The following is a 12,924-nucleotide window of genomic DNA, read 5'->3' as shown; positions in this document are numbered from 1 at the left end:
GACGATGACCACCGACACCACCGGAACGTGCCCCTTCGGGTTCAGGGCAGCGGAGCCGCCGCGCCAGGTTCCCCACGGCGCGCCGGAAGCCGCCGCCGTCGTACCGGCTGCCTCCCCTCCCGCTGCCGCGTCCGGATCGGCGCCCGTGGCCGACTGGGTCGACCCTGCCCGGCTGATGGCCGACCCCTACCCCATCTATGAACGGCTGCGGGCCGAGTCGCCGGTGGCCTGGGTGCCGGTGCTGAACAAGTACCTGGTGACCACCTTTGCCGACTGCCACGCGGTGGAACAGGACCAGGAAACCTTCAGCGCCAATGTCAGCGGCGCCACCATGAACCGGGCCCTCGGAGCGCGGCCGATGCTGCGCAAGGACGATCCGGAACACGCCGCGGACCGTGCCGCGGTGAATCCAACCCTGCGGCCGAAGAACATCAAGGACACCTGGGCGCCGGTGTTCGAACGGAACGCGCGGACCTGGCTGGACGTGCTGGCGGACATGGGCCCGGAGGAGGCGGACCTGAACCGGGACTATGCAGCCCCGGTGGCCTCGCAGAACCTGATCGACCTGCTCGGGCTCAAGGACGTGGCGGTGGAGGACATGCGCCGCTGGTCGCACGCCTTCATTGCCGGGGCGGGGAACCTGCTCGACGATGCGGAAATCTGGGCCCGCTGCGATGCCGCGCAGGAGGAACTGGACACGCTGCTGGCCGGACTCATCCCCTACTACCGGCAGCACCCGGACGGCTCGATCACCTCCGCGCTGGCCAACAGCGGCCTGCCCCGGGACAACGTCGCCTCGAACGTGAAGCTGACCATTTCCGGCGGGATGAACGAGCCGCAGCACATGGTCACCAACATGGTCTGGGCGCTCAGCCGGCACCCGGAGCAGCGGGCCAAGGTACTGGCGGATCCGTCCCTCTGGCCGGCGGTCTTTGACGAGGCCGTGCGCTGGATCTCGCCGATCGGCATGTACCCCCGGGAAACCACCCGCGCCGTGGTGCTCGGCGGCGTCGAACTGCCGGCCGGCGCTCCGCTCGGGGTCGTCGTCGGGTCGGCCAACCGGGACGAGGCCCGCTTCACGGACGCGGCAGCCTTCGATATCTTCCGGCCCAAACAGGCGCACCTGGCCTTCGGCTCCGGCGTGCACCTGTGCGCAGGCCACTGGGCGGCCAAAACCTCGATCGGGCAGATCGCCGTGCCGCTGCTCTACCGGAGGTTCCCCGGGCTGCGCACGAACGAACGCCGGGCCGAGGCCTGGGATGGCTGGGTCTTCCGCGGCCTGACCAGCCTCCCGGTCACCTGGCAGGACTGAACGGCTCCCGGCCGCGGCGGCACCGGGCGGGTCAGTCGCTCGGCGTGATGTTGGTGGTCAGCCCGCGGTCGTCCGGCTCCTGCCGGTCCTGCTGCTCGGCCGGTCCCGAAGCTTCATCCGGGGCGGGCACATTCCCCCCCTGGGCCTTGCCGGGAGTGTCCTCTTCCGGCTCGAAGGTGTTGGGCTCCTGCCCGGCCCCGATGCCCACGCCGTCGGGGCTGTCCGGAACGGTGCCGCCCGGGCCCGTGCCGCCGGGGTGTTCGCTGCGCTGGCCTTCGGTGCTCATGGATAGTCTCCTTTGTCTCCTGTCGGTCCGGTCAGCGCCGCCGCCGGAAGAGGCGCCAGGGCCAGCGGCCTTCCCGCCGGCCGCCGTCCCTCCCGGCGAGCTGGTGCCCTTGTTTTTCCACCGGGTCCGCCGCCTCATTCGGGATCGCCGCGGTTTCCCCGGCGATGATATGGGCAGTGCCCGGGCCAGGAATCTGCGCGGCCGCCAGGTTCGGCATCGCCGGCGCGGAAGCGGAACCGTGCACCGGCAGCGGCCCCACGCCCTCGTCCCGGCGCTCTTCCCGGGGGACGGGCCTGTTGTGGTCCTCGTGCGGACGTTCGGTTCCCTTGGCCATGACCTTAGCTCCTTGCGCTTCCTGTGCCGACTGCGCTTCCTGCTCTTCGCGGCTGCCGCCTGAAGTCCACCATATTCCCGCATTGGCGGATTGGTAAGGGCTTTTGTCCCCGGCCACTGCCCTGCCGGCCCGCTGGCGGACCCATCGGCGGGCAGGCTTGTCGGTGAGGCATGGAAAAATAAGCCGCATGCCCGAACAACCCCTCCCCATGGTCGATTCGTCGGAGATCATCCGCCAGGTGGGCGGCGGGGCCTTCGCGCGCGGGCAGGGGTATGCACGGGCCTCGTTCGTGCTCGACATGGACTGGGATCCGCAGGCCCGCACGCTGCACAGCCGGGTCAACGGGACCGCCGCCGTTCCCTACCGCTGCCGGATCCGGCTGGCGCCGGCTGCCGGCGACGGCGGCTACCGGCTGGCGGAAAGCTCCTGCAGCTGCCCGGTGGGCTCCTCCTGCAAGCATGTGGCGGCCACCCTGCTGTATGCCAACAGCCTGCGGCTGCGTACTGCCGGTGAACCCCAGGCGCCCGCGGCGCCTGCCCCCGCAGACAGGCCCCAAGCCGGCCCGGCCTGGCAGCGGTCGCTGGACGAACTGCTCGGCAGCGGTGCCCCCGGCCCTGGCACCGGGCCGGGTCAGCGCCCCATGCCGCTGGGACTGCAGTTCGAGCTCCGCGAGCAGCCCGGCCCGGTGCACCCGCCCGGCCCGGCCAAACCCTGGCGGCCGGCCGCCCGGCAGCGGCGCGGACCGCAGCAGCACCGGCCCCGGCTCGGCGTACGCCCGGTGGTGCTCAATGCCAGGGGCCGCTGGGTGAAGAACCAGCTGCGCTGGAACACCATCAGCTACAAGACCTACGGACTGGACCTGGACCCCGAACAGCACCGCTGGTTCGCCCAGTTCGTCCCGCTGCACCGGGCCAACGGCCAGCTGTATTTCGGCGAGGACAATGAGTGGCTGTACCTGGAGGACTTCAGCAGCCCGCTGCTGTGGCAGCTCTTCGACGAGGCCCGGCGGCTGGGGATCGAACTGCTCGGCGTCAAGCAGGACATCACGGTGGTGGTCGGCGGTTCCGCCGTCCTAGCACTGGAGGCGCGGGGCGGCGGGTCCGGGTTCCGCCTGGAGCCGGTGCTGACCATCGACGGCGAGGCGCATCCGGTGGACCTGGCCGGCGCCATCGGCTCGCACGGCCTCTACAGCTGCACCGGGGACGGCCGGCGGATCACGCTGGCGCCGGCCGCCGCGCCGCTGAACGACGTCGGACGGCAGCTGCTGCTGGAGGGCACCGGACTGCAGATCCCGGCGCCGGATGCGGACGATTTCTTCGAACGCTACTATCCGGTGCTGAGCCGGGCCGTCACGGTCGCGTGCAGCGACGGGTCGGTGCAGCTGCCGCAGATCCTGCCCCCGGTGCTCGTGCTCACAGCCGCCTACGGCCCGGAGCATACGCTGCGGCTGCGCTGGGAGTTCGAGTACGGCATCGGCGGGCGCGCGGTCCGCGTGCCGCTGGCGGCCGGCCCCGGCCGGGATGGCCACCGGGATGGCGCGGCCGAAGCCGCGCTGCTCGCCGCCGCCGCGTCAGTGCCGGGCATCGGCCGGCTGGCCCCCGACCCGGCCGGGCCGGAGGCCACGCTGCAGGACCTGGACACGCTGGAGTTCACCCGCGGCGTGCTGCCGCTGCTGCAGGTTCTGGACGGTGTCCGGGTGGACGCCACCGGCGGCCCCCCGGACTACCGGGAGCTGACCGAGGCACCGGAGCTGTCCGTGAGCACCGTCGAATCCGAGCAGGCGGACTGGTTCGACCTGGGGCTGATGGTCAAGGTGGCCGGGCGGGTTATCCCCTTCGGCAACATTTTCAAGGCCCTGTCCCTCGGACAGCGGAAGCTGCTGCTGGTGGACAAGACCTACCTGTCCCTGGACCAGCCGGTGTTCGACCGCCTCCGGCGGCTGGTGGAGGAGGCCCGCCAGCTGCAGGAGCGGGATTCCGGGCCGCTGAGGCTCAGCCGCTACCAGGCCGGGCTCTGGGCCGAGCTGGCCGAACTGGCCACGGACACGGAGCAGGCGGGGAACTGGCGTGCGTCCGTCTCGGGGCTGCTGGAGCTGGGCACGGCCGGGCCGGTGCCGGTCCCGGCCGGGCTGCAGGCGGTGCTGCGGCCGTACCAGCAGGAGGGCTTCAACTGGCTTGCGTTCCTGTGGCAGCACCGGCTCGGCGGGATCCTGGCCGACGACATGGGGCTGGGCAAGACGCTGCAGGCACTGGCGCTGGTCTGCCACGCCCGCCAGGCCGGGGCCACCGGCCCGGACGGCGGTCCCTTCCTCGTCGTCGCCCCCACCTCGGTGGTGCCCAACTGGGTCCTGGAGGCCCGCCGCTTCGCCCCGGAGCTGAAGGTTGCCGCCGTGACCGACACCCGGGCGCACAGCGGCAGGCCGCTGGCCGGCAGCGCGGCCGGGGCCGACATCGTCGTCACCTCCTACGCGGTCTTCCGCCTGGACGCCGCCGCCTACCGGGAACTGCCGTGGGCCGGGCTCATCCTGGACGAGGCGCAGTTCGTCAAGAACCGGAACACCAAGGCGCACCAGGCGGCCCGGGAGCTGCCGGCCCCGTTCAAGCTGGCGATCACCGGCACGCCGCTGGAGAACAACCTGATGGAGCTGTGGTCCATCCTCGCCATCGTGGCGCCCGGACTGTTCCCCTCGCCGCAGAAGTTCGCCGACCACTACCAGCGGCCGATCGAGCGCAGCGGCCATCCCGAGCTGCTGGCCCGGCTGCGGCGCCGGATCCGGCCGCTGATGATGCGCCGGACCAAGGAGTCGGTGGCTCCCGAGCTGCCGCCCAAGCAGGAACAGGTCCTCGAGGTGGAGCTGGAGCCTCGGCACCGCCGGATCTACGACACCCATCTGCAGCGCGAACGCCAGAAGATCCTGCGCCTGGTGGAGGACATGGACCGTAACCGGTTCACCATCTTCCAGTCCCTGACCTTGCTGCGCCAGCTCTCGCTGGACGCCGCCCTGGTGGACGAGAAGTACGACGGCGTGGCCTCGGCGAAGCTGGACGTGCTGCTCGAGCAGCTGCAGGATGTGATCGCCGAGGGGCACCGCGCGCTGGTCTTCAGCCAGTTCACCCGTTTCCTCGCGCGCGCCGCCGCCCGGCTCGATGCCGCGGGCATCCGGTACGCCTATCTGGACGGCAGCACCCGGGACCGGGCCGGGACCATCGGGGACTTCAAGGACGGCTCGGCCCCGGTGTTCCTGATCAGCCTCAAGGCCGGCGGCTTCGGGCTGAACCTGACGGAGGCGGACTACTGCTTCCTGCTGGATCCGTGGTGGAATCCGGCCAGCGAGGCGCAGGCGGTGGACCGCGTGCACCGGATCGGGCAGGGGCGCAATGTGATGGTGTACCGGCTGGTCTCCCGGGGCACCATCGAGGAAAAAGTCATGGCCCTGAAGGAGGGCAAGACCCGGTTGTTCTCCTCGGTGCTGGACGCGGGCACCCCGTTCTCGGCAGCGCTGACGGCCGAAGACATCCGCGGGCTGCTGGAGGGCTGAGCCGGGCGCGGCACGGGCACGGCTCAGCCCGGCGCCGCAGCCGCCGTGCGTGCCGGGCCTAGCGGAGGTCGAGGGCCTCCCGGTAGACCCAGCGGCCCTCCTCGCGCACGAAGGTGCTGACCTCCCGGTGTTCCCCGTCCCGGCCCTGGTAGCGGTAGCCTGCACGGAACTCGACAGTGCCCAGCGCGTCCTGTGCCCGGCCGCGGACGGTGCGCAGAATCTCCAGGCCGGTCCAGCGCTGCCGCGGGTCCAGCTCGAGGGACGCGGGCCGGGTCTGCCCGGACCAGGTCCGCAGCAGATAGTCCTCGTCCCCGGTGCAGAACGCCGCGTAGCGCGAGCGCATCAGAGCCTCGGCCGTGGGCGCCTCCGCCTCGCCGCGGTGGAACGGGGCGCAGCAGCTGCGGTAGCTGCCACCGCTGCCGCAGGGGCAGGGGGCGGCGGGATCGGCGGCACGGAATCCGGGGGCTGGGCTCACCGGCCCATTATCCCCCGCCTGTTCCCCTGCTATTCACCGGCTGTTCGCCGGCACCGCCCTGCTGCTCTCCGGCGGCAGGCCCGCCATCGTGCGGATTACGCGCCAAACATAAGTAAAACCAGTATCTATTCCAAGTTTTCACAGTTTTACATTGGTTGCCCCTCTGCCTTTTCATGGAGGGAACGTGAGTAGCAACACAAGGAGCTTTCCCTACATGAACCCCGCCCATCCCAGCGACCTGCAGCCACGCGTGGTCACCCTCGGCACCGCCGGCGGCCCGCGCTGGTGGACCGGCGCCAACGCCGGCCAGCGTGCAGGCATTGCCACGGCCGTCGTCGTCGGACCGCACACCTACCTGGTCGACGCCGGCCACGGCGTGGGCCGCCAGCTGATGCTGGCCGGCCTGCCGATCAGCTCGCTGCGCGGCATCTTCGTCACGCACCTGCATTCGGACCACACCATCGACCTGGGCAGCCTGGCGATCTTCGGCATGTTCGCCTTCCGCCAGGACCAGCACCGGATCAAGATCATCGGCCCGGGCGACCGCGGCGAGCTGCCCCCGGTGTCCCCGCGCGCGGCCGTGCCGCCGGCGCCGGTCTTCCCGGAGCAGCCCACCCCGGGTACCGCCGCCATGTTCCGGCACCTCATGGCCGCCTACGCCACCGACCTGAACGACCGGATCCTGGACGCGCTGCGCCCCTCCCCCTTCGATTACTTCGACGCCGAGGACATCGTGATCCCGGCGGCCAGCGGCTATCATCCGAACGCCAATCCGACCCCGGAGGGCATGGAGCCGTTCGAAATCTACCGGGACGAACTGGTGACCGTCACCGCCACCCTGGTCAAGCACCCGCCGATGGCTCCGGCTTTCGCGTTCCGCTTCGACACGGCCGCCGGCTCGGTGACCATTTCCGGGGACACCGCCCCCTGCACCAACCTGGTCCGGCTGGCCCGCGGCACCGACCTGCTGCTGCACGAGGCCATCGACTTCGACTGGGTCCACCGCACCTACGGCGGGGGTGCCGACGGGACGCCCGACGAAACCGCTCAGGCCTCCATCGACCACCACCGCAAGTCGCACACCAGCCCCGCGGAAGCGGTGGAGCTGGCCAACCAGGCCGGGGCCAAGGCCCTGGCCCTGCACCACCTCGTTCCGGGCACCACACCCCAGCATGTCTGGGAAGCGACAGCGAAAGCCTTCAGCGGCAGCTTCCATGTGCCCAACGACCTGGATGTCATCCCCTTCGGCACCGCCAGCTCCGGTGATGCCGGTGCCCCGACCTCGGAAGAATTGGTTTCCGCACCATGACCAGTACCGTCAATCGTCCGGAGCAGGCGCCCGCCGCCCGCCAGGACAGCCTCAACACGAAGCACATGCGCCGCATCCTGGCCTCGAGCTTCATCGGCAGCGCCATCGAGTTCTACGACTTCATCCTCTACGCCACGGCTGCGAGCATCGTCTTCAACCACGTGTTCTTCGCCGACGTCCCGCCCGCGGTCGGCCTGTTCGCCTCCTTCGGCACGCTCGCCGTCGGCTACGTGGCCCGCCCGCTCGGTGGTGCCATCTTCGGCCACTTTGGGGACCGCATCGGCCGCAAGGGCGTGCTGATTATCTCCATGGTGATGATGGGTGCGGCCACGACGGCGATCGGCCTGCTGCCGACCACGGCGCAGATCGGCATCGCCGCCCCGATCCTGCTGGTCACCCTGCGCATCATCCAGGGCCTGGCGGTCGGCGGCGAGTGGGGCGGGGCGATGCTCGTAGCCCTGGAGCACGCTCCGGCCAAGCGCCGCGGCTTTGCCGCCAGCTTCGCCAACATGGGCGGCCCGGCCGGCGCCGTGCTGGCCACCCTGGCGGTCTCGGCGTTCTCCACCCTGCCGGACGAAGCGTTCATCAGCTGGGGCTGGCGCATCCCGTTCCTGCTCAGCCTGGTGCTGATCATTATCGGCCTGGTCATCCGGCTGCAGGTGTCCGAAACCCCGCTCTTCCTCGAACTCGAGGACAAGGCGGAAAAGAAGAAGATCCCGGTGGTGGAGGTCTTCACCAAGTACCCGAAGAACCTGGTGCTGGGCACCATCGCCGGCATGAGCTCCTACACCGTCCAGGGCCTGATGACCGTCTGGGCCGTCTCCTACGCCGTCGGCCTGGGCGTGGACCGCACCGGTGTGCTCAACGTCAAGGCCGTCGGCGCCACCCTGACCATCGTGGCCATCTGGTTCGCCTCGCGGCTGAGCGACAAGTACGGCCGCAAGCCGGTGATGCTCTGGGGCATGATCGCCGGTGCCGTGCTGGCCTTCCCGATCATCTGGCTGCTGCAGACCGGGACGCTGTGGGGCTTCGCCATCGGTTTGTTCCTGGCCAACGGCATCATCCAGGGAGTCATCTTCGGCCCGTTCGGCGCCTTCGTGGCCGAACTGTTCCCCACCCGGATGCGCTACACCGGCGCCTCGCTGACCTACCAGAGCTCCTCCACGCTGGGCGCCGGCTTCACGCCGATGATCGCCAGCGGCCTGGTCCTGGCGGCCGGCGGGGAGTTGTGGCTGGTGGCCGCAGCCTGGGCGGTTTCCTTCCTGGTATGTGCCGCCTGCGTGCTGGCCACCAAGGAAGGCAAGGACCAGGACCTCAGCAGCGAGATGAGGTAGGTACCGCCCCCGGGCAGGAGACGGCGGCGGTGCCCTTCCGGAGCGTTCCGGAAGGGCACCGCCGCCGCGTGCTGCCGCGGCGGCCTCAGCCGGTGCCCGGCCGGCCCGCTTCGGCGGCGCAGAAATCCATCAGCGCCTGCAGCCGCATGGTCAGCCGCTGCCCGCCCGGATAGGCGAAGCAGATGTCGCTGCGGCCGATCTCGCCGTCGATCTCGACACAGACCAGCGGCAGGCCTTCATAGCTGACATTCAGCGGCGGGCGCTGGACCAGCACGGTATAACCAAGCCCTCGGGCCACCATGCCGCGGACGGCCTCGAAGCTGGTGGAGCGCCAGGCGATCTTCGGCTCCAGTCCGGACGCGCGCAGGTTCGGCAGCTGGTTGTCCCGCACCGACGGAATATCCAGCAGCACCATGTCCTCCTCGGCCAGCTCGCGCAGTGCCACCTTCTGCCGCCCGGCCAGGCGGTGCCCTGCCCCGAGCAGGACGTACGGGCGGCCTTCCTTGATCACACGCATCTGCAGTCCGCCGACCACGTGCCGCGTGTGCGTCAGCACGGCGTCCAGCCGGCCCTCGAGCAGCTGCTCCTGCAGTTCGCCCGGCGCCCCTTCGGTGATGGCCAGCGTCAGCTTCGGGTTCGGAGCCGCGAACCCGGCCGTGATGGCGGGAATCCAGAAGGCCGAGAGCGTCGTGTAGCAGCCGATGGCCAGCGGGCCGGCCAGCTCATCCTGGCGCTCGGTGATGGTGGACTGCAGTTCCTCGGCCTGGCGCAGCAGGGCGCGGGCGTCGGAGAGGAACCGCCGGCCGGCGCTGGTCAGGGTGGCGCCCTTGGCCTTGTGCCGGACCACCAGCTGCGTGCCGACCGCCTTCTCCAGTTCCGTCACGGCCAGGGACAGGCCCGCCTGGGAGACCCGGCAGACGTCCGCGGCCGCGCTGAGCGAGCCGTGGTCGGCGACCGCCACAAAGTACTCGACTTGGCGCAGGGTGTACCGGAACATAAGGAAATCTTAGGTGCGGACTGCTCCGTCCGGCTCGGGTTCCCCCTGCCAGGGGTCGACCGCAGGCACCGCCAGCTTCCGGTAGTCCTCCGCATGGCGCGACACCACGGTGAGGTGCTTGTGCAGCGCCGTGGCGGCAACCAGGGACCGGACCGCAGGCACCTCGGCCCGTGCCGACACCGGCCCCCAGAGCGCTGCCACTTCGGCGTCCACCGGCAGGATGTTGTCGGCAAAGCGCTGCTTCAGTTCCTCCAGCCAGCCGCCGACCTCCGGGAGCTGCCCGTCCGGCAGCCCCGGCCGGGACAGCTCGCCGAAGGTCAGCGCGGACAGATAGACCCGCAGGTGCCGCCGGCGGCGGAGGAATTCGACGACGGCGGGGTGCGGGCCGCTGCCCCGCAGCTCGGTCACCACGCAGCTGTCGAGCAGCAGGCCTGACTGCGGGCTCATCCGCCGGTACCGTCCCGGCGCGGCTGGAGCGCGGCCGAACCCGGGGAGGGCGCCAGCAGGAAGTCCACGAAGGCTTCGCGCGCGGAGGCCAGCACCTCATAATCCTGGATGCTGACCGCCAGGAACGGTCCGCGCGGTCGTGCGGCATCGGCCGGACCGGAGGAGGGGACTGCGGGCGGGAATGTATTCATGGCGGACGGCGGCTGCCGCGTCCTTTCGCGAGCTCTTGCCCGCACCGGTTACCTCCAGGGCGAATGCGGGCCGCTTCTTCATCCGAACCACCCAACGAGCGCAGGGTTGGTATGCGGCCTAGTCGGAGCTTGGCGACCGCAATTCTTGAAGCTGGATTTGAGTATAGCCAGCCGGCTTCACACAAGGGACCGAAGGCGTTAAAAAACGTGTAACGTGGCGGTTCCGCGTAACCCGGAGCAACACCGCGTAACCGGCAGGTGGTCCTGGCTGTCGGCAGCAACTGGTAGGACTGGACGTGTCGGGAACAAAACACTCGTCGGAACCAATGGAGGCACAGTGTTCCTCGTGGACGCCGAGACCGCCGGGGCGGAACCGGACCTGGTCTACACGGCCAGCGACCTGGTCGCCGCCGCCGGCTGTGAGTACCAGGTCCTGCGGAAGCTGGACGAGAAACTGGGCCGCCGTCCGGTGGCCGAGTTCCCCGTGGACGACATGCTCGCCCGCGCCGCGGCGCTCGGCGACGCGCACGAACAGCGCACCCTGCAGGGTTTCCGGAACCGCTTCGGCGCCGGCGTCGTCGAAATCCAGCCCGCCCCGGACTATACCCGCCGGACATTGGCCGCCAAGCGCGAGGAGTCCCTGGCCGCCCTCCGGTCCGGCGCGGATGTGGTCTTCCAGGCCAGTTTCTTCGACGGTTCCTTCCACGGCCGCGCGGATTTCCTCGTCAAGGAGGCCGGTGCCGGGGTGCGCTACGCGGTCTACGACACCAAGCTGGCCCGCCACGCCAAGGCCGGCGCGCTGCTCCAGCTGGCCGCCTACGCCCAGCAGCTGCTCCAGGCCGGGATCCCCACCTCGCCCACGGTGTCCCTGGTCCTGGGTGACGGCGAGCGCAGCGACCACAGCCTGGCCGAACTGCTGCCGGAACTGAGGCAGCGCCGGGAGAGGTTCCTGCAGATCACCGCGGAGCACCGGGCGCAGGAGGCTGCCGTGCGCTGGGGCGACGACCGCTACACCGCCTGCGGCCGCTGCGACTACTGTTCGGAGCAGGTCCGGGAGCACCGGGACCTGCTGTTGGTGGCCAGGATGAACCCGGCCCGGCGGCGGAAGCTGATCCAGGCCGGGATCGGCACCATCGACGAGCTGGCCGCCATGGAGCTTCCCGCCTCCGCCGACGGCGTGCTGGCCGGGCTGCGGGACCAGGCCCGGATGCAGACAGGCCTGCAGCACCCGGATGGTGCCGCCACCTTCACGGACCCCTACGGCCACATGCGCACGGTCGGTTACCGGCTGCTGCCCGGCCACAGCCTGGCCTCGCTCCCCGAGCCTGATCCCGGGGACATCTTCTTCGACCTCGAGTCGGACCCGCTCTGGCAGGACCCGGCCGGCGGGTGGGGGCTCGAATACCTGTTCGGCGTCGTCGAGAACCCTGCCGGGCCCGGGGACCGCCCGCCGTTCAGGCCGTTCTGGGCGCACTCCCGCGCCGGGGAAGGCCAGGCCCTGGCCGCGTTCCTGGACTATGTGGCCCAGCGCCGCCGGCAGTTCCCGCACCTGCGCATCTACCACTACGCCAACTACGAGAAGACCGCCCTGCGGCGGCTCTCCCGCCAGCATGGCATCGGCCAGGACGCCGTGGAGGACCTGCTCGCCGGGGACGTCCTGGTGGACCTCTTCGACACTGTCCGGCGCAGCCTGCTGATCTCGGAGAACTCCTACAGCCTCAAGAAGCTCGAACCGCTGTACATGGGCACGAACCTGCGCACCGGGGACGTGACCGATGCCGGTGCCTCCGTGCTGGCCTATGCCCGCTACTGCCAGGCCCGGGATGCCGGCCGGCCCGAGGAGGCGGAGCGGATCCTGGCCGGCATCCGCAGCTACAACGAGTACGACTGCCTCTCCACGCGGGAACTGCGCAACTGGCTGCTGGGCCTGGCCGCCCGGCCTTCGGGATAGGCTCCGCGGGGTCTGCGCCCCGGTGTACCGGAATTAATGTCCGACCCGGGCCAGGATCTCCTCAAAGCTCAGGGATTCGATGCCTCCGCGCCCCTGCCCGGCGTCCGGGACCTGCCCGGCCAAGGCCACCAGTTCGGCAGCGGCACGGTCCGAGCGCCGGACCAGGTTGGTGCCGCCGTCGCCGGCACCCCAGTCCTCCGGGGCCGCGAAGACCGATGTGGGCACGGTGCGCGCCCGCAGGTAGCTGAACAGCGGCCTGATCGCGAACTCCAGTGCCAGCGAGTGCCGGGCCGATCCGCCGGTGGCCCCGAGCAGCACCGGCTTGCCCGCCAGGGCATCCTTGTCGATCACATCGAAGAAGGACTTGAACAGCCCGCTGTAGGAGGCGCTGAAGACCGGGGTGACCGCGATCAGTGCGTCGGCGGCGGCCACGGTGTCGATCATCTCCTGCAGCCGCGGCGCGGCGTAGCCGGCAACCATATTGTTGGCGATGTCCACCGCATACTCGCGCAGCTCAAAGGTCTTCAGCTGCACGGGAATCCCTGCCGTCTGGAACCCGGCGGCAGCGGACCTGGCCAGCTGGTCGGCCAGCAGCCGGCTCGACGACGGCACGCCCAGCCCCGCGGACAAGACAACGATCGTATGCTCGGACATTCAGCAACCTCTCCACAGTCAGTTTCCGGTCAATGCAGCGTATGCATATGCATATATATCGGAAACCGCCCCTGCCCGGGGATTATTCCGGGTCCC

At 70.3% G+C, this 12,924-nt stretch carries 12 protein-coding genes and 1 riboswitch; of the genes, 5 read left to right on the top strand and 7 right to left on the bottom strand.

Translation table 11 applies throughout. The annotated features are described in order from the left end of the window. The first annotated feature begins 4 nt into the window (after nucleotides 1–4). Nucleotides 5–1,312 (top strand): cytochrome P450, encoded by a 1,308-nt coding sequence (locus tag HGG74_RS00140; RefSeq protein WP_168484326.1) that lies wholly within the window; start codon nucleotides 5–7, stop codon nucleotides 1,310–1,312. A gap of 31 nt (nucleotides 1,313–1,343) precedes the next feature. On the opposite strand, the gene HGG74_RS00135 is transcribed toward HGG74_RS00140, so the two are convergent. Then, nucleotides 1,344–1,598: a hypothetical protein gene (locus HGG74_RS00135; RefSeq protein ID WP_168484300.1), complete on the bottom strand. Its 255-nt coding sequence runs from the start codon at nucleotides 1,596–1,598 to the stop codon at nucleotides 1,344–1,346. 31 nt (nucleotides 1,599–1,629) lie between these two features. Beyond that, the gene (locus HGG74_RS00130; protein ID WP_168484325.1) at nucleotides 1,630–1,932 is read right to left on the bottom strand and encodes a hypothetical protein; all 303 of its coding nucleotides are present in this window, start codon (nucleotides 1,930–1,932) and stop codon (nucleotides 1,630–1,632) included. Nucleotides 1,933–2,119: 187 nt separating this feature from the next. Here HGG74_RS00130 and HGG74_RS00125 point away from each other — a divergent pair, with 187 nt between their 5' ends. Next, complete coding sequence (locus HGG74_RS00125; RefSeq protein WP_168484324.1) at nucleotides 2,120–5,470, top strand: DEAD/DEAH box helicase; 3,351 nt, start codon at nucleotides 2,120–2,122, stop codon at nucleotides 5,468–5,470. Between the two features lie 58 nt (nucleotides 5,471–5,528). On the opposite strand, the gene HGG74_RS00120 is transcribed toward HGG74_RS00125, so the two are convergent. Then, a complete protein-coding gene (locus tag HGG74_RS00120; RefSeq protein WP_168484323.1) occupies nucleotides 5,529–5,945 on the bottom strand; it encodes a YchJ family protein in 417 nt (138 codons plus the stop codon). Nucleotides 5,946–6,159: 214 nt separating this feature from the next. On the opposite strand from HGG74_RS00120, the gene HGG74_RS00115 reads away from it, so the two are divergent. After that, complete coding sequence (locus HGG74_RS00115) at nucleotides 6,160–7,254, top strand: MBL fold metallo-hydrolase (protein WP_168484322.1); 1,095 nt, start codon at nucleotides 6,160–6,162, stop codon at nucleotides 7,252–7,254. Further along, on the top strand, nucleotides 7,251–8,588 hold the full coding sequence (locus HGG74_RS00110) for an MFS transporter (RefSeq protein ID WP_168484321.1): 1,338 nt from the start codon (nucleotides 7,251–7,253) through the stop codon (nucleotides 8,586–8,588). The genes HGG74_RS00115 and HGG74_RS00110 overlap by 4 nt, the downstream gene beginning before the upstream one ends. An 85-nt stretch (nucleotides 8,589–8,673) precedes the next feature. Here the strand turns inward: HGG74_RS00110 and HGG74_RS00105 are convergent, their stop codons facing one another. Genes HGG74_RS00105 through HGG74_RS00095 form a run of 3 tightly spaced genes read right to left on the bottom strand, consistent with a single transcriptional unit; the run spans nucleotide 8,674 to nucleotide 10,223 of the window. Beyond that, the gene (locus HGG74_RS00105) at nucleotides 8,674–9,585 is read right to left on the bottom strand and encodes a LysR substrate-binding domain-containing protein (RefSeq protein WP_168484320.1); all 912 of its coding nucleotides are present in this window, start codon (nucleotides 9,583–9,585) and stop codon (nucleotides 8,674–8,676) included. Between the two features lie 9 nt (nucleotides 9,586–9,594). Beyond that, nucleotides 9,595–10,032, bottom strand: coding sequence for a PIN domain-containing protein (locus HGG74_RS00100; protein WP_168484319.1), 438 nt, complete (start codon nucleotides 10,030–10,032; stop codon nucleotides 9,595–9,597). Next, a complete protein-coding gene (locus HGG74_RS00095; RefSeq protein ID WP_168484318.1) occupies nucleotides 10,029–10,223 on the bottom strand; it encodes a hypothetical protein in 195 nt (64 codons plus the stop codon). Before HGG74_RS00095 ends, HGG74_RS00100 begins: the two co-directional genes overlap by 4 nt. Nucleotides 10,224–10,249: 26 nt before the next feature. Further along, a riboswitch (SAM riboswitch) is annotated at nucleotides 10,250–10,374 on the bottom strand. A 186-nt stretch (nucleotides 10,375–10,560) separates the two neighbouring features. Between HGG74_RS00095 and HGG74_RS00090 the strand changes: the two genes are divergently transcribed. Continuing rightward, entirely contained in the window at nucleotides 10,561–12,174 is a 1,614-nt protein-coding gene (locus HGG74_RS00090; protein WP_168484317.1) for a TM0106 family RecB-like putative nuclease, read from the top strand. Between the two features lie 33 nt (nucleotides 12,175–12,207). Here HGG74_RS00090 and HGG74_RS00085 read toward each other — a convergent pair whose 3' ends face one another. Beyond that, nucleotides 12,208–12,828, bottom strand: a complete 621-nt coding sequence (locus HGG74_RS00085; RefSeq protein WP_168484316.1) for an FMN reductase — start codon at nucleotides 12,826–12,828, stop codon at nucleotides 12,208–12,210. Nucleotides 12,829–12,924 lie beyond the last annotated feature (96 nt).

This window comes from Arthrobacter mobilis, assembly GCF_012395835.1.
In the GTDB taxonomy this organism is placed as follows: Bacteria; Actinomycetota; Actinomycetes; order Actinomycetales; family Micrococcaceae; genus Crystallibacter; species Crystallibacter mobilis.
This window is presented reverse-complemented; position numbering and strand designations above follow the sequence as displayed.